Source organism: Sphingobacterium sp. MYb388, assembly GCF_037479535.1.
Classification (GTDB): domain Bacteria; phylum Bacteroidota; class Bacteroidia; order Sphingobacteriales; family Sphingobacteriaceae; genus Sphingobacterium; species Sphingobacterium anhuiense.
This window is the reverse complement of record NZ_JBBGYV010000007.1, coordinates 238,264-265,210: the sequence shown is the minus strand read 5'-3', so window position 1 is coordinate 265,210 and position 26,947 is coordinate 238,264. Positions and strand designations below refer to the sequence as shown.

Here is a 26,947-nt window from a genome sequence, read left to right as displayed (position 1 = left end):
TACTTAGGAAGGGGTTACATTTTGGTCAAGGATTTTTTTTCCTTATCATACCTATATTCATAACTCTTCTCTTCATCAGATGGTTGTCCTCTAAATAAATTCTTATTTCCCCAGTTGGGAGTTAATTTTAAAAAACTTGGTGCGATGATCCAGTTTCCATCCAAACCAATAATTCCAAATAATTCGGTCTTTTTATCCTGTGCGACAGCGCAAGCACATCTTTCATAAAAGGTTTCAGGCACTCCATCAGACTGGTCAACGGAATTACGCAAATAGTGCTTTCTGTCTAATTGTGTTTTATCCCAAAATACGATAGATGCTTTCTTAAAATCAGAAACAAAATATTCAGTTAGAAACAAAGAGTTCTCCTTGCGCTGTAAGTCTGCAATAATCTGCTCATATGAAAACTTATTATAGGCTTCTGCACATGTAATTTTATCATTCTCAAGTTGTGTTATGGCATTTTTAATAGCTGCTATATAAGGTCTGAGGTACTCACTTTTATAAGCAGCTCCGTTTCCAGACATCACTTTTGACAATTTGTGACCCTGTGCATTTTCTGCTTCAATTTTTATGACATGCCGCATTGATTCAGGAACTTTGACGCGTACATATCCATTGCCATAGTGTACGATTTCGATTTGCCCTGCAGAGGTCTGTATGGTTTGTCCTGCTGTACTAATTTCATAAATAATTTCCTTGCTTAAATTGGTCTCCATACTATAATCAAAGCTTTTGATTGGTTTTGTGCCTTTAAGTACCAACGTTTGATGACCAAATTGCGGGGAAATTATTTTATCAACCGAAATGTCTTCGCCCCCTTCGATTGTTCCATCTAAAAAGTATATTTTTTTTACTTTAAAAATTGCATCCGGGATGTTATCTACGAAATCTAAAGTAAAATTATATCCATCTCCAAGGATATTGGATATATTAAATCGATCAAACCGGACTTCAATTAATGTATTAGGATATACATATTTTGTTATTGGCGGATATCCTTTGGGAAAAAAATAGCTTTCCTCTATCTTGCTATCATTTTGCGTCAGATCTTGCAGATCACTAAAATTAGCCCGTAAATCTCGGAGATCCGAGGGTTCATATTTATCGGCATGCAAGAAGTTATCAAGCAACAGTAGATTATCATTGAGCATATCAAGACATTCCTGCTTGGATTGACCATTTGAACAATTACTGCTGGTTAGAAAAAAAAGTATAATAATTATTTGATATATTCTTTTCATATTTATCTTTCTAAATTTTTAATGATCTAAACTATTGGTAATTTATTGTTACTGGCTCAGATATAATCCTTAACAGGGACTAAATTAATGTATGAAATGATAAAACAAGAAGATATTTACAATACGTTTTATCCCTTTTACGATTTGATCAGGTTTACTTGTTTACACTTCACGCTCATTGCACTCCAATTCCCATAATCCTTTTGAAGGAGTATGTCTTTTGATCGTAACCAACCATCGTGAAGTTGATTAAACTGCTCGTAAACAAAATCTCATGGAGTGAGATTAATAAAAAAATGTAATTTAGTCAACCGAACTAGAAAACGAAATGTATAACAACAGAATCCAACTGCAAATCATCTTTTTTTTCAGTGTAATGATTTGCAATTTTTCCCATGCGCAAACACATTTATATAACGAAATGTCTATTGATAGCACCAGGTTTACAGAGACTAGAAATATACTGAGCGCATTACCCGTAGATATATTTCAAAAAAAAGTATTTACAAATGAAAGTACTAAAATCCCCTATCGATTCCTTTTTCCGAAGAACTTTACTACAACTAAAAAATATCCGCTTGTAATTACATTTCATAATTCTTCAAGACAAGGCAATGATAACGAAAATCAATTGGAACATTTAGCTCGAACTTGGGTAAGGGATGATATCTTTGACAAATTTAATTGCTTTGTATTAGCACCTCAATTTGAACAGCGTTCCTCTACCTATTCGCAGAATGCGGAAGGGATGTTGACAGCTAGTCCATCAAAAGATGCTATTCAAATTTTGACTCTGATTAAAAAACTAGAAAAGGGACATCCCAATATTGACTTGAATCGAATTTATCTAATTGGCTATTCTATGGGCGCATCAACAGCTCAAAATTTGATCAACCTAGCCCCTGAAAAATTTGCCGCAATAGTTTCTATAGCCGCTGTTCCTGACTTATCAAACCTTGATAAACTAAAGCATAAGGATATTTGGCTAATTCATGGAGAAAAAGACACAAGTAATCCATACAGCGGAAGCGAAGTATTATACAAAAAATTAGATGGTAATGCCAAGCTTGTCTTCACAACGTTTAAAAATCTCGATCATAACAACATTGTAATCCCTTATTTACTAACAGATGAACTTCAGAAATGGCTATTTAGTAAACAGCTATAGATTTCAGGAAATTGATTCGATTTCATTGCACTGTGCATAGCTCCTGTCATTGTTCTGTTGAATACCTTCTGTTTTTAAATCCTTAATGAAAAATTATTGTCGATAGCTGTTTGGAAGATCGTAAAAGATCTTTTTTATCAATTTTGATATATATTCAGTTCAAAAAAGAATTTAGAACCTTTTCCTAATTCACTTTCTGCCCAGATCTTGCCCCCATGGCGCTCAATAATTTCCATGCTTAGATATAACCCAATACCGAATCCAGAAACAGTCGTATCGCCCACTCGGTAATATCTCTCAAAAAGCCTTGATAAATCTTCTTGTTTTATGCCGATGCCCTGGTCAGATACCATAACCCGTGCCCTTGTACCAATTTGCTCAACAGTTACCCAAATATCACTAGCTGCTGGTGAATACTTGACTGCATTTCCGATCAGATTGTTAAATACCTGTGCTATTTTCTGCCGATCGGCATAAACTGGAATTTCTTCGTCACTAAATTTGGATGTGATTTTATTATTCGGAAATAGAATACGATATTCATCACAGGTTTCCTTAAATAATCCACGAAGATCAAATGTTGATTTTTCTATGTGCATTTTTCCAGATTCCAGACGTGATACGTTTAAGAAACCATTTGTCAAGGAGGTCATTAGCCGGACTTGTTTTAATGAACGCTCTAGCGCATGCTCCGCGAATGCTAAACCATCATCTTGTTTTAGTTTTAACTGTAAAATCTGCAAATAGCCATTTAGGGATGTAAGCGGTGTTTTTAATTCATGGGATACCATCCCTATAAAATCATTTTTACGTTGCTCTTCTTCTTTGATTGACTGAATATCTGTTGTAGAACCGACCCACATGATTAACTCTCCCTGAGCATCAAGCACAGGAGAAGCAACGTTAATATGCCAGATATACTGACCATCTTTATTTTTAAACCGCATCTCCGAAATAAATGGAACTCCAGTTTTGGATGCTTGTAAGAGCCCTTGTTGAAAATTCTCTACTTCATCCGGGTGTATCATCTGAAAATAACCAAAATCACGGAGGTTTTCGAAACTCAACCCTGAAAAATCAAGCCATCCCTGATTGAAAAAAGTTACTTCTCCGTTTGGAAGTGCATTGGATATTTTAACAGGAACAAGATCAGATAACTTGCGAAAATGCTGCTCGCTGATCTCTAATGCTTTTCGTGAATTTACCTGCTCGGTTACATCAACTGCTACAATTACAATATCAGAAACGTTATCATGCTGATCAAAAATAGGCTGGTAGACGACATTAAAAAATAATTGTTTTAATGTCCCTCCATGTTCAAGCAATGCTGGTATTTCATTAGCATAGAATGGTTCTCTTGTTGCAAATACATCATCCAATATTTCAAGAAAAGGCTGACCATCAAGTTCAGGTAATGCCGACGCTAATGGAAGACCCACAATTTCTCTGGTCTTACCCCAGACTTCAAGTATTTTTTCATTAGCGGTCTCCACGATCAGTGTTTTACCCTGAAGCACGCCAATTGCCACGGGTGCCTCCTGAATGAGAAACTTAAATCTGGATTCACTGTGGGCAAGCAGTTCGTTTGTTTCCGCAAGCTCATTTGCATATTGCTCCAACAGCTTTCTTGCGTGAACACGATCCGTAATTTCGAAAGACATCACCAGCACACCATTTCTATTTCCATCTAGATCTGACAATGGTTGATAGGTATAATCCACGTAGGTTTCTCTCATGGTACCATCAGCGTTTGTGAAAATAACCGGACTTTCCTTTACATCGATCACCTGGCCTGTTTTCATGACCTGACGAAGCTGGCTTGCAAAAGGCTGGTCAGCAAGATCAGGAAGGATTTCAAGGAAGGGTTTACCGACAACTTCCTCTCTTGTTTTCTTCCAATAAGCAAGATTGGAGTCATTGATCATTTCTACGACAAGATCAAACCCGCGGATCACGACTACCGAAGCGGGAAGCATATCCAGTATCTGCAACATGTTGTTACTTTCCTGTTGCGCTTTTCTTCTGCTATGAACGAACGCGGTCACTTCGAAAGCAAAATTAAAAACCCCGTCTACTTGTCCGTTAGAATCAAACCGGGGAACATAACTAAAATCGAAATAACGGTCTGTTGTCGGTCCATCTTCTTCTTTTGAAATAGCGACTAAGCGATCACGAAAAGAAACAGGAAGACCTGTTTTAAAGACATCGGTTAAAGCTTGTGCAATATCGGTATCAACAATTTCGGGAAGAGATTCGAAAAACGGGCGGCCAACAAGTGAGCGACCTGGCAACATGGCTTGATAATTGGGATTTACAAATTCTATTAATAGATTCTCGCCAGTCATGACACTAATCCCAACAGGTGCCTGAAGGAAATAATCGTGCAGACGGTCACGATCTATTTTCATTGCGGTATTTAAAGCAGTATCTTTTTCACGTTCCATGACCTCTTTCGTATTTTCCTGAACCCATATCGCTACCTTATGGACTTTACCGTCAAGATCTACCATCGGTGCATAAACAAATGTTACATAAATAGGCTCCTGCTTATCGTTGCGAATAAGAATCATTGGCACCTGATCGGCATGATAGGCCTTATTATTAGAAACAACATGACATAAAATATCCTCAAATTGCTCCCTCACTTCTGAAAATGTTTCCCAATAAGATTTACCGATTAAATCCTCTTCCCTTCTACCTGCGATCTGGAGAAACTTCTCATTGGCTAATTCGGCAATAAAACCATCCGAATTGAGGATACAAATTCCAATTGGTGCAGTGTCTACTAAGGCTTTTAGTAGATGGTTATCATTAAAATTCATTCATTACAAAATAAAATACGAAAGTAGCTGATTGTCGCGCAGGTAGATGTATCAAAAACTTGCTATTATGCTATAGTAAAGTCCAAAAGCCTGCCCTTCTTAGGCAAATAATATAAACGGTCAATGTCAAAAAAACTGCTATGCTATGTTCTGCTGGTCAAAAATATCATGAATATCTTTATTGTAGAACTATAAATAAAAAATTAATAAAATATACGTATTTATACCTTTACCGCACGTTTTAATTCGTATTATAGCAGTACGAGCAGGGTGACGCTTAAAATGATTTCATTTTTATTTCTTAAATTTACTCTCTGTTTCTGATTGAAATAATATTCTGAAAGAATAAGCTTGTAAAAAAATCTAATTCCTCCTCGATATTACATCAAAATAACAATAATATATTATTGAACGTTTTTAATAGCTCTTATGGAATTTTTAGATTGTGAAGATGAGAAAATTACACTATGTGGTCTGATCCAGGATCTCGGTTTTCTATTTGTATTCAATAACAATAAAAGATGCATAGCTGCTAGTGAGAATGTTACTTTACTGTCTAATACTCCTTTAGAAAAATATTTAGATCTTAATATCGATATCATTCTAGCTGCTTTAACGGGCAATGACAAATTAGTCTTTGAAACCGTAGAAGATAGTTTCAATACCTCTATTTTTTACAGATTTACAGAAAAAATAATCATCAATAATGAAAATTATGATTTAAGTATTTATCGCTATAATGATCATACCTATGTGGAAGCGGAGATTTGCAATAAAAATCTGTTAAAACCTAATCGATTGTATTATTATGCTAAATATTTAGAAGAGAATAAAACAGATATCTGGAAATCGCTTACGAATATCATACGCCAGATTATTAATTATGACCGGGTAATGGTCTATCAATTTTTGGAAGACAGCAGTGGGAAGGTTATTGCAGAATCAAAATCGGAAAACATACATTCACTGTTAGGCTATCGCTATCCTGAATTTGATATACCCAAGCAGGCCCGCGAATTGTACACCATCTTTCTTGCCAGACATACTGCAGATATAGATGGAGCTACACATAAAATCATCAGTAATGATCGCGCGGATATCGATTTAACAAAAACAAGCATTAGAGCGCTATCTCCCATCCATCTCCAATATTTAAGAAATTCTAAAGTTAGCGCTAGTGCAAGCTTCTCTATTATAAAAGATGGCAAATTATGGGGACTGGTTACCTGTCAGAATAATACACCGCTACATGTGGATCTTGCCCAGAGGCATCTTTGTACTTTTTTGACCCAATTTGCTACGAATCATCATATTTCTAATTTATTAAAAAAAGATATAGAATTGCAGAATACAATGCATATTCTAGAGAAAGATCTAAAAGGTGATCTTTTAATAAACAGAGATACACATGATGTTCTTGAAAGGTTTGGCGAGAAGATCATGCACATCATGAATGCTGATGGACTGTATTTAAAATATGCTAAAAATGAAAAATCTTTCGGCATAATTCCCGACAGAAATCAGTTGCAGGAAATCCATAATTTCATAAAAAATGACATTGGAATAATTTCCAGCAATCAATATAAATTCAGCAGTGGTATAAACCAACTTCCGGGCGTGATGGCTGCAGAGATATTACCACAATCAGATTGGAAAATATACCTGTTCCGCAAAGAGCGCTTAATAGAAGAGATATGGGCTGGAAAACCTGAAAAGTATCTTCAGTACGATGCAACAAAAAAAATAAGCTTTCCTTCTCCAAGAACTTCTTTTGATGCATGGAAACAAATAACCGGCAATACATCCTCACCATGGCTTAAGATCGAGATATCATTCTTAGAGCGCATTGTTTTCCTTATTCAACAAGCAATTGCCAAAAGGAATGCCGAAATAGAACAACTTAACAAAGATCTTGTCCGTTCTAATAATGCGCTCGATACTTTCAGCTATACTCTGACACACGACCTTAAAAATCCGTTGTCATCCATCAAACTGGGAGCACAGATGTTATTGATGAAAAATGATATTCCAAGGGAGCTTTTACTTAAACTGGCGAACAATATATTAGATGCATCAGCGCTTATTACCGAAATGATCGATAAGGTTCATGAATTATCTAAATCGAATTCGGTTGCATTAAACCTTGAAATCTTGGATCCAAAAAGCAATATCATTTCCATTACTGAGATTGCGAAAAATCAATACGGTGTTGATGGTCTGGATTTTAAAATGGGTGAAATTATTCCTATAAGAGGCGAGCGAACTCTGATCTATCAACTTTTTTTAAATATTATCGGAAATGCGGTTAAGTACAGCAGCAAGCAAGAAAATCCAAAAGTTGAAGTATACAGTACACAATCTGGAACGATGGTAACCTACTTTATTGTAGATAACGGTATTGGAATGGATCTTCAGAAAGAAAATAATATTTTTGATATCTTTCAAAGACTTTCAAACTCCTCAGGATATGATGGTTCTGGAATCGGACTTTCTATTGTAAAAAGAATTATTGATCGATTAGGAGCGGATATTCGAGTTGAAAGTGCTGTAGGAAAAGGAACAACATTTGAGATTATATTTGAGAATGCTGAATAATGTATTCTTCTGTCTTGATCTTTAAGGAACACGATCAGAAATCGTAGCTCCTTATTTTCTATCCTCTTTAATGCTATACAAATTCTCCACTTCTGTGATCAGCTTTTTAATAATTTCAGCTGTAGATTTCCCACTATACCCATTATTAGATTGACCTGTCCAAATACTAACAAACTGGCTATTATTGTTCGCTTTTGCGACTCTTCTCAGTTCGCCGGTTAACTTATTCTGATAAGGATAAGGCAATATATGTCCTTCATCTACTAGATTTGTAAAAACATTTTTGATACCTCGTGCATAACGTCCCGAAAAACTTTTAGTAAGCGCAATAGCTGTTTCATCGACATCCCTTAAACGCTGTTTTTCAAATTGTTCTAACGCACTTTCTGAAGATCCCAAGAGGAGGCTTCCGAGTTGAAATCCTTGTGCTCCCAGGAGTTGCGTAGCCAGTAAGGTCTTGGCATTGTAGATACCGCCTGCATAAATAATCGGTATATTGACGCTATCATAAACTTGAGGTAACAAAGATAAACCTCCTATGGCAGGTATGTCATCGCGACTAAAACTACCCCGATGTCCGCCAGCCTCAAGTCCCTGCACACAAACAATATCAACTCCAGATTTTTCTAAAATAACCGCTTCACTAACAGATGTACAGGTTCCCAGAAGCAGGGTGCCATTATTTTTTAACTTATAAATACTTGGTTCGTCAAGATTACCAAAAGTGAAACTTACAAACCTACATTTTTCCGCAATAAGAGCATCAATTTGGTCATGATAGCTATTGATCTGTATTTCTTCAATGCTGGGCAGATGAACATCGAGATGGTGTTCACGTGCAATATTTTCAATAAAATCTTTGGTTTCAGTATATTTTTCTCTTAACGTATCCGTCAGTTCAGGTATATCATTTACAAAAATATTCACCGCAAAGTTATTTTTTGTCAACTGCTTTGTTGCGCGAATATGTTCAATACATTTTTCAGCAGGCAGGTCGCCCAGGGCAAGAGTACCTAAGCAATCTGCATTAGTCGCCGCAGCTACCATTGCTGGAGTTGTAACACCAAACATTGGTGCTTGTATAATGGGATACTCAACGTCTAATAGTTTGGTTATATTATTTTTCCAGTTCATGATATGGGGTGTTAAATTCCAGCTTTACATCTTATTTAAGAAGTTCATAAACAAATATAAAGCATAATTTTACATCTTTTTAGTCGTTTTTTTTGCTATGTTTTGCATCATACCCTTAAAAATGAAAGCATGGAAAGGCAAAACAGAGTACCAGTACAATCTACCGGATATACCCAGTGGCCGGAATGTTGCTGTTTGGGTAAACGTATCATCTTGATCAATCTTAAATTCTAACCAGGCCTCTCCTGGCAATTTCATTTCGGCATATAACAGTAGTCTACGTTCTTTTTTATCTGCAAGAATTACTCTCCAAAAATCAATGACACTGCCTGTAGACAACGTATCTGAATTTGTTCTTCCTCTTTGTAAACCAACCCCGCCAACCAGTTTATCCAAAAATCCACGAATACCCCATAACCAATCTGCATAATACCATCCTGTTTTCCCTCCTATTGACCAAATATTACGCAAGGCAAGATCCACATCATCCACTTTCATTGATCTGACATCTTTAAAACACCCGTCTTGCGGAACTTCAATAAGTTTAACAAAGCTGTTGGGATACCTTTCTATATTCAGTGCATCTCGCCAGCTCGATATGACTTGATTTTGTTCGATCTTACCAAAGGCCAATTCAATAGCTTGTTCATAACGCATAGGTTTTACATTAATTTTTTCCTGTAGATCATTAGGTTTTGCTATTACATCTACCCGCATACTCTCAACTAAACTACTGGCTAATGGAAACGAAGTAGAGGTAACAAAATATAGCCAATAAGAAGATAACTTGGGTGTCATGACAGGAACGGTAATGATCCAGCGTTTAAGTTTTCGCACTTGTGCGAAACGGAGTAGCATGTCCTTATATGTCATTACATCAGGCCCACCGATATCATAGGTTCTATTAAAGGTAAATTCCTTCATAAGCACTCCTTCTAAAAATGAGAGGACATCACGAATGCCAATTGGCTGGCACCTTGTTTTTAACCATTTCGGAGCAATCATAACCGGTAGCTTCTCGACCAAGTCTCTTATGATCTCGAAACTCGCACTACCCGACCCTACGATAATTCCAGCTCTTAAAGTAGTTAAAGCATAATGGTGCGATTGTAAACGTTCTTCAACATTTAAACGTGATTGCAGGTGTTTTGAAAGCTCTTTGCTATTAACAATACCACTTAAAAAAATAACTTGTTTAATATTTGTTTGTTCGATACTTGCTTTAAAATTAGCAGCTACAGTAAGTTCGGCCTCTGTAAAATCGTTTTCTGAGGATGACATCGAATGCATCAGATAGTAAGCGACATCAATATCCTGCGGAATTTGATCCAAAAAATCATTCTTCAAAAAGTCGACCTCTATCAGTTCAAAATCAAAACCTTCATATTTGCTCCTATCAAAGCGATTCACATCACGAACACAGCATACAACTTGATGTTTTTTGTCAAGCAAGACTGGAAGTAAGCGTTGAGCAATATAACCCGTGGCTCCTGTCAATAGTATTTTCATCAGTAAAGATTTTCATTAAGAAACATATAATCCACCACTTCGTAATAGAATTATCTTCAAGCGTCCTGTGATCGTTCAAGAGTCAGCCCGTTAAATACAACGTCAATAAGTATTATCCATGCCCCATGTACATGATAGATCTTGTACTGGACATCTAAAACATGGAGTAATGTACGTTCACATTTCCATTCCGCCAAGTAAAGATAATAACAATTTGTATCGGTAAAAGTAAGTCTTCTGCTATTTAATTTATGTATTTTTCAATTTTACCTTAAATAAAAACTGATAACTTTTGAAAAAATAATTTGATTATAGTTTATTTATATTTATATTTGAGATAGTATCGGGCATTGTAGTGGTTATTTAGTCCCAGTAAGTACCTTACGTGATCATTCACCACATCACTTGCCGATTTTTGTTATTCATAAAAAGTGCGCAGTACTCTGTAGAGCTTGATTCCAATCAACCTTTACTAATACATACATCCTTTTCTTGCTAGCAGATCGATCGACTTCCGCAAGTTATCAAGTTATATCTTATGACATGAAGGGTGGCACAGAATTAAATAATTTTTAATAAAAACTATAATATAATGCAAGAAGGAACAGTAAAATTCTTTAACGTTACCAAAGGTTTCGGTTTTATTACACCATCAAATGGTGGTCAAGATGTATTTGTACATTCAACAGGTTTACTAGATGACATCCGTGAAAACGAGCGTGTTACTTATGAAGTAGAAAACGGTCAAAAAGGTGTTAACGCATTCAATGTACGCGTAGCAAGATAAAAGAATTGGGGAATTATATTGTAATTCTCTCTATTTCTGATGTAGTGATTAGCAATTATGCTAATTAACTACATTTTTTACAATAACCACTCCCACCCACAAATAGTATGGTGCATATCTCATATGCTTATCCTGCGAAACCTCTACAAACTCATAAAAAACTGTATTCAATTGGCCCTCATTCATCTAGCGGCAATGCACATTTATGATAGAAACCTGAGCATAAGCAACTTAAAGCCAATGCTACTATTCTTTATTTAAAAGATTCTCCATTTCTAAAACCGCTATTTTTCTATTTTCATGATATCGCTCAACTTCAACATTTACGATTAAGCCATCCACTATAACCGGGCTTCTGATTTCAACAATTTTTGAATCATCATGTAATATCCAAGCTAAAAATTGTCTACCATTATTTAACTCCTTGTAAATATCGGGTTTTCTCATAGCACTAAAAATCTAAAATTCAGCTATAAAGGGGGATTAAACACCCCCTCGGATAACACGCAATAAAATAACGATGATGGCAATCACTAATAGAATATGAATAATCCCACCAGTAAAAAATCCTCCAAAAAAACTGATCGCCCAAATAATTATCAAAATTACGGCGATTGTGTATAATATATTTCCCATAGTAAAGTAATATTAGATTTAAAATAAAGAAGCCGGTAGTATATACCGGCCTGTTCTTGATCAATTTATTTTGCTGCTCCGAGATTAGCTTCGCTCATTGCAATTTCAGTCAATAATACATCTGTATCCTTTTCCTCCGCTAATGTAGCCGCTAACAGTTCTTCTGCTTCACTGTGTTCCATCAATTTCGCATAAGTAACAAGACAACCATAGGTTGCAATCTCGTAATGCTCCACCTTTTGTGCAGCGGCGATCAAAGCAGCATCCAGTACTTCAGGGCTATCCTGGAATTCTTCCAAAATTTCATCAGCCTCGTTTAATAGGCCTTCCATCGCTTTACATTTTTTACCACGAGCGGTCATATCCAGACTCGAGAATACCGCTTTTAATCTTTCAATCTGCCCTTCTGTCTGTTTATAGTGCGTTTTAAATGCTTCTTTTAAACTATCACTATGAGCTCCGTCTGCTAACTTTTTTAAACCTTTAAGCAGTTGCTTTTCCGCACCCAGAATATCTTTCAACTCATCTACAAATAATTCATGTAAGTGCGCATTTGGCATTTCGCCATCTTTGTTTTTTTTAGCCATGATCTTAAGTTTTAATTTAAACTACACTAATAACTTATGGGACAGATAATAGTTCATTACGAAATATAGAACGCGTATAAAAAAGAAGATATTAGGTAAAAATCTCGTTATAAAAAATTTAATACTTCGTCTTCAAATGACTTTTGAAAGCGAAGTATTATTAAGAATAATAATATATAAGAAAAATTGATAAGAAAAAAGCAAACCACTTCTTGTCCTATTTGTTTTATAGATGACAATTATAAAATAATACATATATGGAAGAGGAAAAAATGAATTTGGAAGGTCGACTTATCAACTATCAGGAGTATTATGAGGCTCTAGAACAACCTAAAACTTTTAGCTTTGATTATAGTCCGCAGCGATTAATTATTAAAAATTACACATTACGAAATAAGGATAAATCTCTTTACGCTAAATTCCTCAATACTTTTTTTCCTGATAAGGAAGAGGAAGAGCTCTTAAATTATGATAAGGAGTTATTATATCTCAAAAGATTCGGAAAGGATGAATTGGCGAGATGGCTGATCGATTATAATGTACGCCTATTGCAATCGGATATTAATTCGACAGATAAAGATGCCATTTTTAAGGTTGTTGCAATCCCTGCTGAAGATGATGTAGATAACTACTTAGCAAAGGATCACCTGATACTCCATCATATATTACCGCTTGATGTATTAGAATTCCCATATCCGGTGTGGATAAACATTAAATTGCCACATACAGGATCATAAGCAACTTCATGTTGGAAAAGTCTTTTTATTATTCTAGTAAACTTAAAAATTATAGCGATGTTGTATATTTTAAACGAAGACACTTACGACCTTACTCCTACATTTAGTGAAAATCTGCTGATAGATGGAGCTAATGTGGTGAAAACAACTTTTATTAATTCTAAAAATGAAAAATATTTTATGATTTCTTCCGCTGATGTAGCAGATGCATTTTTTGATGACAACAACGTTGAACTTGATATTTCAGATGCCATCAAAAGAATACAGGAATAAGTTGTTGCCTTTACCGAGCTGAATAGCCCGACACACAAAAGGTTACAAAATAATCTAAAACACAACAATAGAGCCGATTACATCAATTGCAATCGGCTCTTACCTTTAGACCTGCTTTGGTTTTGAAAATACACTCTGTAAGATAACAGATAACATAACAAAAGCACAACCTAAATAAAACGAAGTATTGACCTCTTTACCCTCATTAAAAAATATAAATGCTAAGATTATGGAATAAATAGGTTCTAAATTGAAGCTTAAATTAACCGTAAAGGCAGGTATTACCCGTAAAACTTCCGCAAACAGGACATACAACGTGACGGTACAAAAAGCGGCTAGCAATAATAGGTAGAGTAGATCTGTTGTAGAAGGAAGCAACGTTGTCACTGGAAAAAAATAGAGATAAAATGGTAATAGTATTCCCAAACCGATTGTCCCTCCTACCATTTGATAGTAATTGATGACGATGCTATCATGCTTTTTTACCAACCGCTCATTAAATACAGTATACAATGCTGCAAATGCGGCTGATATAACTCCAAGCCATATCCCAAGCTGATAAGATGAATCAAAATGAAATATTAAACTGATGCCTAATAAAGTTAGGCAACTTAATAAAAGCTGTGGGACTGAAAAAGGTTTTTTGTTGATCAGAGGTTCGAAAATTGCTGTAAATAAGCTTGTCAAACAGTAACAGACCACTCCGATTGATATGTTTGCATATTTTATACTGGCATAGAAAAATATCCAATGGATGGTAATCAACATGCCTACAGAACTTACAGTAAGTTTTTCGGGCATCGACTGCTTGATATCTTTTTTAAGGAACTTTAAAACAAAGAACAATATAATTGCTGATAAAAGTACTCGGTACCACACTAATAAACCCTCGTTTAAGGATATTAATTTACCAAAAACTCCCGTAAAACCGGCTAATATAACAGCAATGTGTAAGCGTAAATATGATTTTTTCATGAAAATGAGCGTATTTCTTTTTTATAGTTAATATCTAAATTTTTGACATACTGATGCACACGGCTTATCAGCCGAAAGTATGTCAATCTATTTTAATAGGACATTACGCTATTGGAGGAGGAAGGCTACTTTTTCTATTCATGATTGATTCAAAAATAACTTTTTTTTATTAAACATAAGCAAGATATAGTATTTTTCTGCTTGCTAATATCCCTGAATAAAAGTATTTTGCTGTTATATGAAAATTCATGTATTAAAAGATGGTGACTTCTGCGTCGACAAAAACAAGGTATTTACTCCTTTGGAAGAATTAGCAAGCGCGACAGGCCTTAAAATGGCTGTCCAGCCTTTTCTAATTGAGGTTGAGGATCATGTTGTTTTGCTGGATGCAGGGCTAGGGAGATATCATAAAGGATCTCCCGTAATACTTAATAACCTACTAGCCCTCGGTTTCAATCCCTCATGTATTACAACTATTTTATTGTCACATCTCCATAAAGACCATATTGCTGGCTTAGTCAATACACAAGGAAATGAATGGTTTCTGAATTTTCCTGATGCAAAGATTTATATACAGAAAAGAGAATATCTTTTTGCTAAAAGTAAGACCAATAATCCCTCTTTTGATTTTGACATTTTGGATTTTATTACCGAAAATGGCACCATTGTTTGGATGGACGATGATAGAGGTGTTATATGCTCAGAAATTTCTTTTGAAGTGACAGGCGGCCATACGCCCTTTCATCAGGTGTTTTTAATTCGCGACAAAGAAAGCATTGCCTTCTACGGTGCTGATAACCTCCCAACAGCAGGCTATTTAAAATATCCAATTGCATTTAAGAGCGATTTCGATGGTAAGAAAGCCATGGAGCAACGTACTGAATGGGAAAAACTTGCAAAAGCGCAGCATTGGAAAGTGCTTCTGTATCACGACATGAAAAGAGCTATCTTAGAGTTCTAAAATTTAAGCTGACCATTTAATCCTGCTGTTTAAATTTCATTTCCAAAGCCGCGAAAGTTTTTGATGCCATGAATCAAGCAACTTGTAGCAATAACTGCTGCAGTACCCATGCTAACAAGGAAGATAGCTGTTCCGTTATCTCTATTGGCAACCGCTACAGCTATTAATGCCCATACTCCTACTAAAGCATATTCGCGCATATTACGCTTCCAGGTCATAAAAACATTAACAATACCCGCTACAATTACCATGATCATTGTCCAGTATAACGGTGAAATATTCCATCCATTCCAATCGATTTTAACGAGATAAGCGGCTATGTTTGCGATTAATGCAACCGATATCCACCCTGCATATAGCGAGAATGGCCACCAAACGAATGCGACAATACGAAATGGAGGATTAGTCAGTGCTACGTTAACATTCACAACAATCTTCAATAACGTTAGCAGTAACAAAATCATCAATAATACAGAAATTCCGATATAATCTGTCAACCAAGCAATAACCCATATACTATTTAACAGGCATGAAACCGTAAACCATGCTCCTACCCGATCTATAATTTGGCTCTCTTTCTTTGCTTTCAATATGAAAAATGAATACGTAACAAAACCGATCAAAAGCAAATAAATCAGTCCCCAGATAGAGAAAGCAAACGACGCGGGAGTAAAAAAGTTATGATAGTCATCGGAAACAGTTTTCATTGTTCTGCCATTTATGAAACCGGTATTTGATAAGTAATTAATAACGATCGTAGTTAATAAAGCCACAAGATTAGTAATCGCAAGGGTAATATTTTTCATAGTATGTTGATTATAATTCAATAACAATCAAACAACGTAGTCGTTTGCCATTCATATGTTAAAATTTACACCTCATGGGATCAAAGCTTCTTTTGCCAATTTATTTCAACTTCATCGAACTTTTTTGATCCTAAAAAGGTTCTAAAGTGATAAAAGAAATATAATTAAGATGGGATCAAATGAATTTGTATTCAAATTTTCGATGAATTCGAGACTTTGCCTAGTGCAGAAAGATAGCGTAAGCAATTCTAGTCAATTGTATAATTCTCACTGAGAAGCATGAATTTTATTTTAAGTAAAACATAACTTTTACACGTTGCTCTACCTGGTAAATCTTTTTGAAAACCATCATATTTCTATAGCAAGATAGTTTCGCCAAAAAAATAGGGTCACAGCCTGTTCAAAGCTGAGACCCTTTTATATACCAAATTAATAGCACGGTGATGAACCGAATATCAAAATTAATAACTATTACTTCTTATTTTCAACAATGCGTCCTAAAACCCGTATTTAATTTAAACATACGGTACAAATACGAAAGCGAACATAAAGAAAATGGATATTCACGCACTTTATAAAAATAAAAATTATGATCCTAGAAAATTTAATCGGAATCACTGCCGGAATTTTAACATCAATATCCATGTTGCCTCAGCTTTTAAAAGTGATTAAGGAAAAAACCGTTGAAGACCTTTCTTTGCCCATGATCATTATTCTGATAACGGGCTTATCCTTATGGGTGTGGTATGGAATAATAAAGAATGAATTACCGATTATTATTTCAAACGCTTTTGCTGTCCTAGTCAATTTGTTTTTACTGAGTTATTACCTGAGATTTAAGGACAAATAAGTATAGCAACTAGGATCTTCTCTCCTTATTACCTATTTACTTTTTTACTAATCTCTAAAACTCGAACCTTTTGCTTTATCAGTTGTTGTATAAGAAATGCATCAAAACCAATACGAAACAAAAACCATGACTAGCAACCAAAAGACAGCAACCGAATAAGGGTAATCTTAATTGCTATCCATAACAGTTTACTATTCTGAGTGGAAGTATGATGTTGGTAAGATAAAATTTCAAAAAAAATCACTTATAATAAAAAAAGATGAATGTAAAACGAATTTTCGGAACGATACTGACGCTATTAGGTGTTGTAGGAATGATTTATACGGGCTATGAATTGGTTAATAAGAGTACGGCTTATACGACGCTCATCGTAGTCGGAATTATTGGACTAATCTTTTTCTTCTCTGGAATAGGCTTGGTTAAAAACACCAAGGACGAAGCGTAATGCAATTCCAAAAACTTCCTTAATTGCTAATTTATATGACTATTAGTACATAATTGTGCAGTTATTCTTTATCTTTAAATACAAAAAGAGACGTACAGCATGAATAAGATTGATATATCTGATAATTTAGCAATTCTGGAAAAGGAAAATAATGAACTTAGAAATCGCGTTGCTGAACTCTCCGACTTTATTGAAAATGGTTCTGTCCCATTACATTGGGTGGATGAGAGCGGGATTATTATTTGGGCAAACCAAGCAGAATTAGATCTACTGGGTTATGACAAAGAAGAATATATTGGCCATCCGATCAGTGATTTCCATAAGGATGCAGCAGTAATCGAAGAAATTCTTAACCGCCTTACCGCCAAAGAAACCATACGGGATTTTCCTGCAAGATTGAAATGTAAAAATGGTTCTATTAAGTATGTTGTAATCAGTTCAAATGTACTTTTCAAAGATGGAAAGTTTATACATTCGCGCTGTTTTACAAAAGATGTAACGCCGCTGGTTGAAGAAGAAAAAAGGAAAAACAAGCTCATGACTTTACTGGAAGAGAGTGAAGAACGACTTAGACTGGCCATTGAGGCCACTGATCTAGGCACTTGGGACTGGGATTTTGAAGAAAACAAACTCTATATTTCTAAACAAGCCGAAAAAATTCTTGGGCTACACCTCAATGACCTTAACTACCACCACATTTTAGAGCTCCTTCACCCAGAGGATCAAAATAACGTTAACTTTATAATACAAAAGCTAAAAGAAAGCAGTTCCAATTCACACTTTGATTTTCTATGCCGGGTATTAAAGAGCGATAAAAATAGTACCATATGGATACGCGTTCAAGGAGCTACCTATATGGATAATACAAATAAGATGCATAGAATTATTGGTTCGGTACTTGATATTACTGAACTTAAAAATTCGGAAACTAAAAATGCTGAACTGGCGGCAATTGTTAATTCTTCCAATGACGCCATTGTCAGTAAAACTTTAGAAGGCATCGTAACAAGCTGGAACGCTGCAGCAGAAGAATTATTTGGGTTTAAAGCTGGTGAAATAATCGGTCAGCCTATTTTGAAGTTAATTCCTGAAAACCGCAAAAGTGAAGAGGATCATATCCTTGCGAAATTACGAGCTGGTCAATCATTAAAACACTTTGAGACTATTCGTATCTCTAAAACGGGACAGCTGCTGGACGTATCTCTAACCATATCACCCATCAGGGATAGTGCTGGTCAAATAATAGGAGTTTCAAAAATTGCTAGGGATATTTCTGAAAAAAAACAGGAAGAAAGGAGGAAAAATGATTTTATCTCCATGGTGAGCCATGAACTGAAAACTCCGCTTACCTCCATTTTATTATTTACTCAGATCATGCAGAAAAATTACCAGGACAATAAAAATGATCTGGGTAAACAGATGAGTAACAAAATTGAAACCCAATCTAAAAAAATGATTGCCATGATACGGGATTTCCTCAGCCTCGCCAGGATTGAAGAAGATCAATTGCAAATAAATAAAGAGTCCATAACACTTCTATCTTTATTTGAGGAAGTGCGAGAGGAAGCGCAATTGATGATATCTAAGCATAAAATTAAGTTTGCCTGCGCAGAACCAATTACAATCTTTGCAGATCATGATAAAATAGCACAGGTCTTTACCAATTTGATTTCAAATGCAATAAAATATTCACCTGCCGGTGGTACCATCACGATTGGTTGTGAGAAAAAAGACGGGAAAGTCAAATTGTTTGTTAGTGACGAAGGTATCGGAATTGCTAAAGAAGATCAAGAAAAGTTATTTAACCGTTTCTACAGAGTTGATAATGATGAAATTGCACACATATCAGGGTTCGGCATCGGGCTTTACATTGTTTCTGAGATCCTGCGTTATCATGATTCAGCAATTGAAGTAGAAAGCGAGAAAGGATCTGGAACGACCTTCTACTTTTCACTTGATGAGATCGGTGATCCAATCCCTAGCTAGGAATAAACATAAATAGAAACGTCCAATTAGTCATTAAATTATCCTGGGATCTATCCAGAAAATATCACGTAATAACACGAGTTCTTGCGGGTTAATTAGATTATAGATCATTTCCTCTGTATCATCTAAAATTCCCCAATGATGGTCATGCTCTTTCACAGCAAGTACTTTCAGAATAGCATCTTCGTCGCATATCCAAATATCTGATTCCATAACGGTTACATGATGCTTTTTAAACCATTTTTCAGCTTGATTTGCATCCAGACACATTAGCGTTTCGGTCAGTTCTTCTATATCCCGCCTTTCATAAGTCACATGCTCCTGATAGTACATCGCTAGGTATTTAAAATAAATGTCGTGGTCACCCGTACGTAAGGCATGATTCCGGATCAGTAGCCGTTGTGGATCGAATGAAAAATCGTAAATTTCTGGATTGGCTGTGAAATGATAACGAAGATCATATAGTCTACATTTCTGCTGCAAACGTTGCGAATGATCATCTTCTACAAATACTTCTCCACCAAATTTATTATCATCTATGTGTTTTAAAATCTGATCTATTACGAGAATGGTCGGCTTTTTTAGATAAGTATTACTTCCATTAAAATTCATTTGTAGAAGATATTCGTGTACATTGTGAACCCGGAGAGGTTGCCATGTCGAGTTAGATAAATCAAGAGAATTATAGGACGTCAATAAGTTATATCCTCTGCACTTGAGATCTAGAAGTAAGGGTCGGGATAAGGAAGTGAATCGCATAACATGTAGGAGATTAGGTAAATAAAAAATTTTACTTCATAGTAGTTTGTTGTTATTATAGAACAAATCTGTAATTCAAGTTGTTTGCTTTTTTATTCGGTTTTTGAAGAAAATTTATAATTTCTTTTTATCTGGAATATAAGAATCAACTTTATAAGCGCTTATGTGTTATACAATTACAGTTCACAAAAGATTTTAGTGAGTCACCGATTTTATGGAACTCATTGCTTTGATATTGTTTATTTAACTACTAGAAAGGAGAATTTATGCCCTGGTACAACAATGATTATCCACCGTCCTATAAAAACCAGCCCGTTGAAATTCGTGATAAAGCTGTAGAAATTGCGAATGCGCTATTAAAAGAAGGCGCCAGTGAAGGAACGGCTATTGCAATAGGACTAAAGCTTGCGCGAGAACATTTTGCAAAAAAGGAGGCTGATAATAATATCGCAAAACTTATGGATGATCACGATACGTGATCATCTACCAGCTTCACTCTAATTTATATCAATAATTTGAAATTTACCTAAATGGTTCATTAATATGATAATAATCACAATACGATGCATTCTTAATGGCAGATTGCTATATAAAGATCGTGTCGCTATTGTAAATTCCATTAATCAGGACTGCAGTAATGAAATTTTTCTTACCCTTGTCTTCTGATTTAAAAAATGAATATGCTCTTAGTCTGATGCGGGTTAGCATAGCAATAAGCAGATTAATCACTAAGCCTAAAAATGACAGGACCGGAATAAATAAAAGTACAATCAGGTTTTTCATATTTAAAAGTTATAACGGAAATACTATTATAAAACAAAGTGAAATAAAAGTGGTTAATAAAATATTTTAAAACAGGTATAATTTGGTAAGAAATCATTGTATGTACGTGAGACTGCAAGTCAAAATACCTGATTGATAAAATCATAACTTTCTATCCAGAATAGTAAGAAAATACCTGTTTTTTTCAAATACTACGCATTCGAAGCGTCTTCTTAAACATTGTGCGTTTCAAGCCGTTCTTACTTTGGGAAATCTCAGCTAAGAAGAGAGTAATGTAAACTTTAAAATGTAAAACAATGGCAAAAGATCACGGAAAACAGATTAAAGACGATGCTCAATATGAAGCATTACGCAAGAAAGGAATGAGTAAGGAAAAATCCGCACGAATTGCAAATTCTCCGGATGCCAGCAAGAAAGGCGGAGAAGCTACTGACTTGGATTCGAGGACAAAATCGGATCTACTTGCAGAAGCAAAAAAAATTGGCATAGCCGGTAGGCATTCAATGAAAAAAGATGAACTGATAAAGGCTATTAGGAACCATTAAATTTATTTCAATTAATCAAAATAATTTCTTCCGCATTACATGTGGCGGCGGAATTGAATATTAACAAAACATTTCCTTCACAAATTTGGAGCACATGAAAACATTAACACCTTCATCTCACCCATCTGTCGCTCTAAATCTACGTTACGTTACAGATACGGAACCTGGTTATTGCCGCACATACACAAAAGGCAAATTCACTTATCTATCCAAGAACAAGCCTATCAAAAATAAAAATACTTTAAAGCGGATAGCGTCTCTTGTGATTCCACCAGCATGGGAAAATGTCTGGATATGCAAATTTAAAAATGGTCATATACAGGCAACAGGTATTGATAAGCGTGGTAGGAAGCAATATATTTATCATCTGGACTGGTCAACCATACGGAATGTCAAAAAATTTGATCGTTTACTGGGCTTTGCAAATAAGATGAAACTACTCCGCACGCAATTGCGGAAAGATCTACGGAAAAAGAAATTATCCAAAGAAAAAGTCTGTGCGATTGCAATCTCTACCATGAATGCAACTTACATACGTGCAGGAAACAAATCCTATGAACATAACTACGGCTCATATGGGCTCACCACATTGAAAAACAGACATGTCAAAATTGACAAAAATGAAATCTTTTTTAAATTTAAAGGGAAAAAAGGCGTACTTCAGCAGGTTTATATCAAGGAAGCAAAAATAGCTAAAATGCTTAAAAACGTCAAAGAAATCCCCGGTCAGGAGCTTTTTCAATATTACGATCATGATGGTGCTATTCAACGGCTTGATTCAGGAGATCTGAACCGCTATTTAAAACAAGCGATGCAAGAAGATTATACCTGTAAAGATTTCCGTACATGGGCAGGTTGCACGCTTGCCTTTATGATGATGGCTAATGAGCCTTATGGCGAACTTATTTCTGAACGTAAAAAAGTACTGGTCACCATCCTTGATCATGTCGCTAAACAACTCGGCAATACCAGATCAGTTACAAGGAACTATTATATTCATCCGGAATTGCAGAAACAGTATGTAGATGGTGATTTAAAAAATGAATTATTAAAACTTAAACGGAAAATGGTGCAAAATACAGATGGTGCGACCGAAAAAGCGCTGCTGAAATTTATCAGATCACGTTGTGAAAAATAACCTATTACATTTGATCATCGTGCAAACTATAAAAAAAAGGGGCAATTGCCCCTTTTCCCTGTTAACCTCAATATTGAAATGATTTTTTAGACTAAACGCTTGATATAATTAAATCGTATCGGAAATGGTATCTCGTAACAATTTAATCTGGTCGTGCGCAACCAATTGTTTACTTAATTGATTTTCAATTAAGCTGACCACATGGATGGATAAAGCCTCCCGATCTTCTTCAAGGGTCTTCCTATAGGTAGCTTTAAAAGCATCTTCTCCTTTTTCACAGCTTTCCAATAGACTTTTACGATCATTTCCCGAAATATTAACTTTTATATTCATCCAAAGTCTAAAAAGTTTACCGCTCAACATCGTACTGTCTGTAGGTTGTTCACCTTCAAGTGTGACATATGGAGTAAGCTCGGTAATAAACTGTTCTGACTGCAGGATATATTTGGCAAATATACCACCTAGATCATCGATCCGCATACTATGTGCTAGATCTAATGCTTCTCTATATCCAGCTATCCTATCGTTGTTAATTTTTATCAGATCATTGATAATTGCCGGATCATTTGCTCTGTTTTCCATAGCTCTATTTTTTGAAATATAAATTTAAAACTCTTGATTTATCTAGAAAACAACCTCAAGGCAGAAATAGTTTAAATCATAATCATTTCGGGTATTTAGAACATTTGAATCGTATTTATAACCCCTAGGGGAAGTACTGAAGCATGCATGATGGCTTTAAAAGAATAGATTAATTTCGTTTTGTGTTGATTGCTTTACTCCATTCTGTATGTCTACATCGTGGACATTTTGATTCTCTATTATGCAATTGTTCGATAAAACCACAATACATGCAGGCGTGAAAGTCATATAACTGAAATGATTCAACTTTTTTATAATCATCTGGAAATAAAGGCAGACCATACTTCACCTCATCTTCTGGGTAAAATAAAATACTCATCGAACCATCAATTTCTAATAAGGCCATTCTCACTTGACCTAAGTGTTCAACCGACTGATTACGTAGTTCGGAAAAGAATTCCATTTTTGAAAAGTCACCATCATGTTCATGTTTTAAATCAAACATTCCATCCCTCACAACTACCATCGCTTCGCCTTCTAAAATCTTATTGATAAACACCGATTTTGATGATAACCAAGTTATAAATTTATAGATAATGATAACCGAAAATAATACAACAAAGGCATAAATAACGGGTAATTCTTCTTGAAACATGGGATCACCAGCCGCCGATCCGAGACTCAGAATAATCGCCACCTCGAAAAGCGTTAATTGCCTTACACCTTTTTTTCCTGAAAGCCTAAGAATCACCAATATCAGGATAAACATGATGACTGACCGTCCCACAATTTCTAAAAGGAAATCCCATTCCGCGCCTTCCCAAATTATCTTTTTCATTTCAAACATACGTCCTCTGCACTAAGGTTTTACCTGCTCACGAGGAAATGTATCTGGCTCTGGCATATCATTCAATTGATCATTTTGAGGATCAACGCCGGCCTCCCCGTCACCTTCCTGCTTTTTATTTCTCTTATCTACAACTGAGGTAATTGTTTTCTTTTTCTTCGGTTGCTTGTCCTTATCAACAATACCGACTTTTGCATTTTCATTTTTAGTAGCCATAATCGTATTCATTTAGTTTATTGTAATGATATAACGTGGTGCTATGTCAAAAGTTTGTATTTCAATTACCGTAACAAATACCTGAAATTAACGACAGTATACCTGATCAATGCTTCAAAAATATACTTTAAACGTGCATCACGTATCCTTCTACTTATCCTAAAGTATTCTTAAACAAACTTTTAGTCTTTCAGAATTGTTCTTTTGGTGATGACATCATAAATACGTTATAGCTTTAAATCAAATCACTATGGATGAGACTTATGCATATGTACATGAATTGCTGAATCGCCAGATGGCACTTCGAGCAAAAATTGAAGATAGCCCCATTGCAGGTGATATTCAATTTGAGTATGGACATGATTATTATCAGGAAGAAACGAGGTGCATGGGATTGCGCATGATCAGAGATGGATTGGATAAAGAAGGCGAAAAATTAATCTTAGATTTTACAACTGAACACTACCCTGGCAATGAAGAAAACGAAAAGAAATGGATTGGTAAGATGATGCGATACCTTAACGCAATTACTCCAACACTTATTGACAATTTACTTGCAGAGGGTTATACTGCTTTACAGAGTAATGTAGAACTTCCAAATGAGAATGCCATCTTCTATCCTATCTACGATTTAAATACGGACACAAAACGCCTCTTATTTATGGATAGTAATATTTTAATCGATCTGAAGCAGGCAGATGCATATGAAAATTTGCAGGGTTGGGTCTATTATACTTCTACATAATGGAGAAATTACAAAATCAGATAGTTCCTCAACCCAAGTAAATCTATTGATTCACATGAACATAAGTTCATTTTTAATTGTTATTCTATTAAAAAGATGAAGAATATTATTCCAACCCAGAAAGAAGGCAATAAACTTGACTGTTTTGAAACAGTTGAGTTTACAAGCACTGAAATTGCCAGCGAGGCTTTTATTATAGCATCCTACAACCTATTGGCGGTCAATGAATGGCACAAAATTGCAGAACTTCCTGCGGCGGTATTTAAGCTTGTTGACAACAATGGTCTCGAATTGCATCGTCCACTTCAGTTACACGATTACATCAAAATTGATATTCCAGGACCTGGATTACCCCGAACAAAAGGTTATGACTGGGTTAACGTTGTGCATATGGAATCTAAGGAAATGGCCGAATTTAAAATCCTATCAGTCAGTCTAAAGCCATGTCCAGATCCTACTGATCCTGAAAATAAAGAAACAGCACATTTTTTTGAGGGAATAGCGACTTCGACTTTGATTGTTGAGCAAAGAAATAACAGTTTATTGTTTCAGTATGCTGGACGAAATGAGGTTTTAAATACCGAAAATACGCATATCATCGATAATGTCCGAAACTTTATGGTAGGACTTGGTGCGGTTTTGGGGGCATCTTATCCGCAATGGAAGGCCCTTATTAAAGGTTTTGCTAATGATGTTAAAGAAGTGTAATTACAAATCAGATGCTTTGATTTACAAATATTCAAAATACTTCTGCTTGTTTCCTTTTTAAGGATCATACGTTAATCAGGCATATTAAAGACTGCATAATCATTAAAATAAACCCTCGTTATGAATAAAGATGCTGTGATCTTCATTTCTAAAAATCACAGCATCAGTTTTTTTATGATACTGCGGTACTGTTCTTACTATAGTTTTCAATTACAGATAGGATATCCAACAGATCACTAATAACCTGATCCGGATTGGCAGTAGCCAATTGTACAGCGGTATGTGCTCCTGTGGTGATACCTATGCTCAATCCACAGCCTGCATTTTGTCCTTCTTGAATGTCAATCGTTGAATCGCCAATTTTTGCAACTCTTGAAGCATCGGTAATACCCATCTTCGCCATTGCTAATTGAATCATATCTGGTTCTGGTCGATTATGTTCAACATCCGAAGCAGTAATGAGAAGATCAATGTCTTTACCTACTTCCCAATTCAGTTTTTTCAATAATGATTCTGCTGTCAATCGATCATATCCAGTATTAAGTACTCTTAAAATACCCATATCTTTTAACTTTATGAAAAGTGCTGCCGCATTAGTACATGGATAAATGGTTTCCACTTCATAAGCACTTTTAAGCTGCACAAGAAACAATTGAAAAATCTCTGTTGCCAATTGATCATTTTCTAAATCTAAACTATTTTTCAAGATAGTTTTTATAGCTTCCAACTTTTCTTTACCTGCACCATGCTCTAAAACTTCTTCTAAACTAAGATCAAAACCACCAACGCTATTGATTGCATTTCTAAGTGTTTTATAAACGATGTTATCTTCATTAACAGTTGTTCCCGCCATATCAAATACGACCATCTTAATTTTACTTTCCATATCTTTCTATTGTGTTATTATGCTATTATTTATTTTAATCAATCTATATAGGCTGTATGAGGCCTTTATGCCTATTTCGGCTACATTTAAAACTCAATGATAATTAATTTCCACCTTTGTCCTCAAAGCATGTCCGTATTCCTTATTCTCAGTATTTACAGGCGCTATACTGTCAAGAGGATGTAAAACAAACCTTTTAGAAAAGGTTCTAATCTAAAAACAA

General features: G+C 35.3%; 29 protein-coding genes. 14 read left to right on the top strand and 15 right to left on the bottom strand.

Features of this window, described 5'->3' with window-relative positions; genetic code table 11:
* Positions 1-14: 14 nt before the first annotated feature.
* Complete coding sequence (locus WH188_RS20370; protein WP_339424584.1) at positions 15-1,244, bottom strand: hypothetical protein; 1,230 nt, start codon at positions 1,242-1,244, stop codon at positions 15-17.
* A 421-nt stretch (positions 1,245-1,665) separates the two neighbouring features.
* Here WH188_RS20370 and WH188_RS20365 point away from each other — a divergent pair, with 421 nt between their 5' ends.
* The gene (locus WH188_RS20365; protein ID WP_168127036.1) at positions 1,666-2,412 is read left to right on the top strand and encodes a dienelactone hydrolase family protein; all 747 of its coding nucleotides are present in this window, start codon (positions 1,666-1,668) and stop codon (positions 2,410-2,412) included.
* Between the two features lie 137 nt (positions 2,413-2,549).
* Here WH188_RS20365 and WH188_RS20360 read toward each other — a convergent pair whose 3' ends face one another.
* On the bottom strand, positions 2,550-5,234 hold the full coding sequence (locus WH188_RS20360) for a PAS domain-containing sensor histidine kinase (protein ID WP_339424583.1): 2,685 nt from the start codon (positions 5,232-5,234) through the stop codon (positions 2,550-2,552).
* A gap of 429 nt (positions 5,235-5,663) precedes the next feature.
* On the opposite strand from WH188_RS20360, the gene WH188_RS20355 reads away from it, so the two are divergent.
* On the top strand, positions 5,664-7,829 hold the full coding sequence (locus tag WH188_RS20355; protein WP_168126416.1) for an ATP-binding protein: 2,166 nt from the start codon (positions 5,664-5,666) through the stop codon (positions 7,827-7,829).
* A gap of 51 nt (positions 7,830-7,880) precedes the next feature.
* On the opposite strand, the gene WH188_RS20350 is transcribed toward WH188_RS20355, so the two are convergent.
* Positions 7,881-8,963: an NAD(P)H-dependent flavin oxidoreductase gene (locus WH188_RS20350; RefSeq protein ID WP_168126415.1), complete on the bottom strand. Its 1,083-nt coding sequence runs from the start codon at positions 8,961-8,963 to the stop codon at positions 7,881-7,883.
* Between the two features lie 69 nt (positions 8,964-9,032).
* The gene (locus WH188_RS20345) at positions 9,033-10,472 is read right to left on the bottom strand and encodes an SDR family oxidoreductase (RefSeq protein ID WP_132767808.1); all 1,440 of its coding nucleotides are present in this window, start codon (positions 10,470-10,472) and stop codon (positions 9,033-9,035) included.
* A gap of 592 nt (positions 10,473-11,064) precedes the next feature.
* Here WH188_RS20345 and WH188_RS20340 point away from each other — a divergent pair.
* Positions 11,065-11,259, top strand: coding sequence for a cold-shock protein (locus WH188_RS20340; RefSeq protein WP_021188372.1), 195 nt, complete (start codon positions 11,065-11,067; stop codon positions 11,257-11,259).
* Between the two features lie 246 nt (positions 11,260-11,505).
* Here WH188_RS20340 and WH188_RS20335 read toward each other — a convergent pair whose 3' ends face one another.
* From WH188_RS20335 to WH188_RS20325, 3 genes are all read right to left on the bottom strand, one after another.
* The gene (locus tag WH188_RS20335; RefSeq protein WP_132767806.1) at positions 11,506-11,706 is read right to left on the bottom strand and encodes a hypothetical protein; all 201 of its coding nucleotides are present in this window, start codon (positions 11,704-11,706) and stop codon (positions 11,506-11,508) included.
* Between the two features lie 36 nt (positions 11,707-11,742).
* Entirely contained in the window at positions 11,743-11,895 is a 153-nt protein-coding gene (locus tag WH188_RS20330) for a lmo0937 family membrane protein (RefSeq protein WP_021188375.1), read from the bottom strand.
* A gap of 65 nt (positions 11,896-11,960) precedes the next feature.
* Positions 11,961-12,482: a YciE/YciF ferroxidase family protein gene (locus tag WH188_RS20325; RefSeq protein ID WP_206368252.1), complete on the bottom strand. Its 522-nt coding sequence runs from the start codon at positions 12,480-12,482 to the stop codon at positions 11,961-11,963.
* A 257-nt stretch (positions 12,483-12,739) separates the two neighbouring features.
* On the opposite strand from WH188_RS20325, the gene WH188_RS20320 reads away from it, so the two are divergent.
* Entirely contained in the window at positions 12,740-13,219 is a 480-nt protein-coding gene (locus WH188_RS20320) for a hypothetical protein (RefSeq protein ID WP_132840216.1), read from the top strand.
* Positions 13,220-13,276: 57 nt separating this feature from the next.
* Entirely contained in the window at positions 13,277-13,492 is a 216-nt protein-coding gene (locus tag WH188_RS20315; protein ID WP_021188379.1) for a hypothetical protein, read from the top strand.
* Between the two features lie 105 nt (positions 13,493-13,597).
* Here the strand turns inward: WH188_RS20315 and WH188_RS20310 are convergent, their stop codons facing one another.
* Complete coding sequence (locus tag WH188_RS20310; protein ID WP_168126412.1) at positions 13,598-14,467, bottom strand: DMT family transporter; 870 nt, start codon at positions 14,465-14,467, stop codon at positions 13,598-13,600.
* 238 nt (positions 14,468-14,705) lie between these two features.
* On the opposite strand from WH188_RS20310, the gene WH188_RS20305 reads away from it, so the two are divergent.
* On the top strand, positions 14,706-15,428 hold the full coding sequence (locus WH188_RS20305; RefSeq protein ID WP_132767800.1) for an MBL fold metallo-hydrolase: 723 nt from the start codon (positions 14,706-14,708) through the stop codon (positions 15,426-15,428).
* A 29-nt stretch (positions 15,429-15,457) separates the two neighbouring features.
* Here WH188_RS20305 and WH188_RS20300 read toward each other — a convergent pair whose 3' ends face one another.
* Complete coding sequence (locus WH188_RS20300; RefSeq protein WP_168126411.1) at positions 15,458-16,234, bottom strand: tryptophan-rich sensory protein; 777 nt, start codon at positions 16,232-16,234, stop codon at positions 15,458-15,460.
* 589 nt (positions 16,235-16,823) lie between these two features.
* Between WH188_RS20300 and WH188_RS20295 the strand changes: the two genes are divergently transcribed.
* The 3 genes from WH188_RS20295 (at position 16,824) to WH188_RS20285 (ending at position 19,515) form a co-directional block, all read left to right on the top strand.
* Entirely contained in the window at positions 16,824-17,084 is a 261-nt protein-coding gene (locus WH188_RS20295; protein WP_206368250.1) for a SemiSWEET transporter, read from the top strand.
* A 259-nt stretch (positions 17,085-17,343) separates the two neighbouring features.
* Complete coding sequence (locus tag WH188_RS20290; protein ID WP_021188383.1) at positions 17,344-17,529, top strand: hypothetical protein; 186 nt, start codon at positions 17,344-17,346, stop codon at positions 17,527-17,529.
* Between the two features lie 99 nt (positions 17,530-17,628).
* Positions 17,629-19,515, top strand: a complete 1,887-nt coding sequence (locus WH188_RS20285; protein WP_132767796.1) for a PAS domain S-box protein — start codon at positions 17,629-17,631, stop codon at positions 19,513-19,515.
* Between the two features lie 33 nt (positions 19,516-19,548).
* Here WH188_RS20285 and WH188_RS20280 read toward each other — a convergent pair whose 3' ends face one another.
* Positions 19,549-20,127 carry a hypothetical protein gene (locus WH188_RS20280; protein WP_168126410.1) on the bottom strand — a complete coding sequence of 193 codons (579 nt, stop codon included), beginning with the start codon at positions 20,125-20,127 and terminating at the stop codon, positions 19,549-19,551.
* A gap of 413 nt (positions 20,128-20,540) precedes the next feature.
* Here WH188_RS20280 and WH188_RS20275 point away from each other — a divergent pair, with 413 nt between their 5' ends.
* A complete protein-coding gene (locus tag WH188_RS20275; protein WP_021188388.1) occupies positions 20,541-20,753 on the top strand; it encodes a hypothetical protein in 213 nt (70 codons plus the stop codon).
* A 106-nt stretch (positions 20,754-20,859) separates the two neighbouring features.
* Here the strand turns inward: WH188_RS20275 and WH188_RS20270 are convergent, their stop codons facing one another.
* A complete protein-coding gene (locus WH188_RS20270) occupies positions 20,860-21,057 on the bottom strand; it encodes a hypothetical protein (protein ID WP_168126409.1) in 198 nt (65 codons plus the stop codon).
* Positions 21,058-21,353: 296 nt separating this feature from the next.
* On the opposite strand from WH188_RS20270, the gene WH188_RS20265 reads away from it, so the two are divergent.
* Both WH188_RS20265 and WH188_RS20260 read left to right on the top strand, forming a co-directional pair.
* Positions 21,354-21,602, top strand: a complete 249-nt coding sequence (locus tag WH188_RS20265) for a DUF7218 family protein (RefSeq protein ID WP_132767791.1) — start codon at positions 21,354-21,356, stop codon at positions 21,600-21,602.
* A gap of 94 nt (positions 21,603-21,696) precedes the next feature.
* A complete protein-coding gene (locus WH188_RS20260) occupies positions 21,697-22,740 on the top strand; it encodes a DNA topoisomerase IB (RefSeq protein ID WP_132767789.1) in 1,044 nt (347 codons plus the stop codon).
* A gap of 108 nt (positions 22,741-22,848) precedes the next feature.
* Here WH188_RS20260 and WH188_RS20255 read toward each other — a convergent pair whose 3' ends face one another.
* From WH188_RS20255 to WH188_RS20245, 3 genes are all read right to left on the bottom strand, one after another.
* Complete coding sequence (locus tag WH188_RS20255; protein ID WP_021188392.1) at positions 22,849-23,322, bottom strand: ferritin-like domain-containing protein; 474 nt, start codon at positions 23,320-23,322, stop codon at positions 22,849-22,851.
* Between the two features lie 169 nt (positions 23,323-23,491).
* The gene (locus tag WH188_RS20250) at positions 23,492-24,160 is read right to left on the bottom strand and encodes a DUF421 domain-containing protein (RefSeq protein WP_232789261.1); all 669 of its coding nucleotides are present in this window, start codon (positions 24,158-24,160) and stop codon (positions 23,492-23,494) included.
* Between the two features lie 21 nt (positions 24,161-24,181).
* The gene (locus tag WH188_RS20245; RefSeq protein ID WP_031287256.1) at positions 24,182-24,385 is read right to left on the bottom strand and encodes a hypothetical protein; all 204 of its coding nucleotides are present in this window, start codon (positions 24,383-24,385) and stop codon (positions 24,182-24,184) included.
* 250 nt (positions 24,386-24,635) lie between these two features.
* On the opposite strand from WH188_RS20245, the gene WH188_RS20240 reads away from it, so the two are divergent.
* Positions 24,636-25,130: a hypothetical protein gene (locus WH188_RS20240; protein WP_132767783.1), complete on the top strand. Its 495-nt coding sequence runs from the start codon at positions 24,636-24,638 to the stop codon at positions 25,128-25,130.
* A 96-nt stretch (positions 25,131-25,226) separates the two neighbouring features.
* Positions 25,227-25,838, top strand: a complete 612-nt coding sequence (locus tag WH188_RS20235; RefSeq protein WP_021188397.1) for a hypothetical protein — start codon at positions 25,227-25,229, stop codon at positions 25,836-25,838.
* A gap of 172 nt (positions 25,839-26,010) precedes the next feature.
* On the opposite strand, the gene WH188_RS20230 is transcribed toward WH188_RS20235, so the two are convergent.
* Entirely contained in the window at positions 26,011-26,724 is a 714-nt protein-coding gene (locus WH188_RS20230; protein ID WP_132767781.1) for an HAD family hydrolase, read from the bottom strand.
* Positions 26,725-26,947 lie beyond the last annotated feature (223 nt).

What these genes read in the sequence shown, in the direction of transcription:
- WH188_RS20285 (WP_132767796.1), top strand. Translation starts at nt 17,629, where the DNA reads ATGAATAAGATTGATATATCTGATAATTTAGCAATTCTGGAAAAGGAA.
- WH188_RS20340 (WP_021188372.1), top strand. Translation starts at nt 11,065, where the DNA reads ATGCAAGAAGGAACAGTAAAATTCTTTAACGTTACCAAAGGTTTCGGT.
- WH188_RS20240 (WP_132767783.1), top strand. Translation starts at nt 24,636, where the DNA reads ATGGATGAGACTTATGCATATGTACATGAATTGCTGAATCGCCAGATG.
- WH188_RS20365 (WP_168127036.1), top strand. Translation starts at nt 1,666, where the DNA reads ATGTCTATTGATAGCACCAGGTTTACAGAGACTAGAAATATACTGAGC.
- WH188_RS20245 (WP_031287256.1), bottom strand. Translation starts at nt 24,385, where the DNA reads ATGGCTACTAAAAATGAAAATGCAAAAGTCGGTATTGTTGATAAGGAC.
- WH188_RS20230 (WP_132767781.1), bottom strand. Translation starts at nt 26,724, where the DNA reads ATGGAAAGTAAAATTAAGATGGTCGTATTTGATATGGCGGGAACAACT.
- WH188_RS20265 (WP_132767791.1), top strand. Translation starts at nt 21,354, where the DNA reads ATGGCAAAAGATCACGGAAAACAGATTAAAGACGATGCTCAATATGAA.
- WH188_RS20335 (WP_132767806.1), bottom strand. Translation starts at nt 11,706, where the DNA reads ATGAGAAAACCCGATATTTACAAGGAGTTAAATAATGGTAGACAATTT.
- WH188_RS20270 (WP_168126409.1), bottom strand. Translation starts at nt 21,057, where the DNA reads ATGAAAAACCTGATTGTACTTTTATTTATTCCGGTCCTGTCATTTTTA.
- WH188_RS20295 (WP_206368250.1), top strand. Translation starts at nt 16,824, where the DNA reads ATGATCCTAGAAAATTTAATCGGAATCACTGCCGGAATTTTAACATCA.
- WH188_RS20300 (WP_168126411.1), bottom strand. Translation starts at nt 16,234, where the DNA reads ATGAAAAATATTACCCTTGCGATTACTAATCTTGTGGCTTTATTAACT.
- WH188_RS20275 (WP_021188388.1), top strand. Translation starts at nt 20,541, where the DNA reads ATGCCCTGGTACAACAATGATTATCCACCGTCCTATAAAAACCAGCCC.
- WH188_RS20280 (WP_168126410.1), bottom strand. Translation starts at nt 20,127, where the DNA reads ATGAATTTTAATGGAAGTAATACTTATCTAAAAAAGCCGACCATTCTC.
- WH188_RS20320 (WP_132840216.1), top strand. Translation starts at nt 12,740, where the DNA reads ATGGAAGAGGAAAAAATGAATTTGGAAGGTCGACTTATCAACTATCAG.
- WH188_RS20290 (WP_021188383.1), top strand. Translation starts at nt 17,344, where the DNA reads ATGAATGTAAAACGAATTTTCGGAACGATACTGACGCTATTAGGTGTT.
- WH188_RS20355 (WP_168126416.1), top strand. Translation starts at nt 5,664, where the DNA reads ATGGAATTTTTAGATTGTGAAGATGAGAAAATTACACTATGTGGTCTG.
- WH188_RS20315 (WP_021188379.1), top strand. Translation starts at nt 13,277, where the DNA reads ATGTTGTATATTTTAAACGAAGACACTTACGACCTTACTCCTACATTT.
- WH188_RS20325 (WP_206368252.1), bottom strand. Translation starts at nt 12,482, where the DNA reads ATGGCTAAAAAAAACAAAGATGGCGAAATGCCAAATGCGCACTTACAT.
- WH188_RS20350 (WP_168126415.1), bottom strand. Translation starts at nt 8,963, where the DNA reads ATGAACTGGAAAAATAATATAACCAAACTATTAGACGTTGAGTATCCC.
- WH188_RS20260 (WP_132767789.1), top strand. Translation starts at nt 21,697, where the DNA reads ATGAAAACATTAACACCTTCATCTCACCCATCTGTCGCTCTAAATCTA.
- WH188_RS20310 (WP_168126412.1), bottom strand. Translation starts at nt 14,467, where the DNA reads ATGAAAAAATCATATTTACGCTTACACATTGCTGTTATATTAGCCGGT.
- WH188_RS20330 (WP_021188375.1), bottom strand. Translation starts at nt 11,895, where the DNA reads ATGGGAAATATATTATACACAATCGCCGTAATTTTGATAATTATTTGG.
- WH188_RS20250 (WP_232789261.1), bottom strand. Translation starts at nt 24,160, where the DNA reads ATGAAAAAGATAATTTGGGAAGGCGCGGAATGGGATTTCCTTTTAGAA.
- WH188_RS20345 (WP_132767808.1), bottom strand. Translation starts at nt 10,472, where the DNA reads ATGAAAATACTATTGACAGGAGCCACGGGTTATATTGCTCAACGCTTA.
- WH188_RS20305 (WP_132767800.1), top strand. Translation starts at nt 14,706, where the DNA reads ATGAAAATTCATGTATTAAAAGATGGTGACTTCTGCGTCGACAAAAAC.
- WH188_RS20255 (WP_021188392.1), bottom strand. Translation starts at nt 23,322, where the DNA reads ATGGAAAACAGAGCAAATGATCCGGCAATTATCAATGATCTGATAAAA.
- WH188_RS20360 (WP_339424583.1), bottom strand. Translation starts at nt 5,234, where the DNA reads ATGAATTTTAATGATAACCATCTACTAAAAGCCTTAGTAGACACTGCA.
- WH188_RS20370 (WP_339424584.1), bottom strand. Translation starts at nt 1,244, where the DNA reads ATGAAAAGAATATATCAAATAATTATTATACTTTTTTTTCTAACCAGC.
- WH188_RS20235 (WP_021188397.1), top strand. Translation starts at nt 25,227, where the DNA reads ATGAAGAATATTATTCCAACCCAGAAAGAAGGCAATAAACTTGACTGT.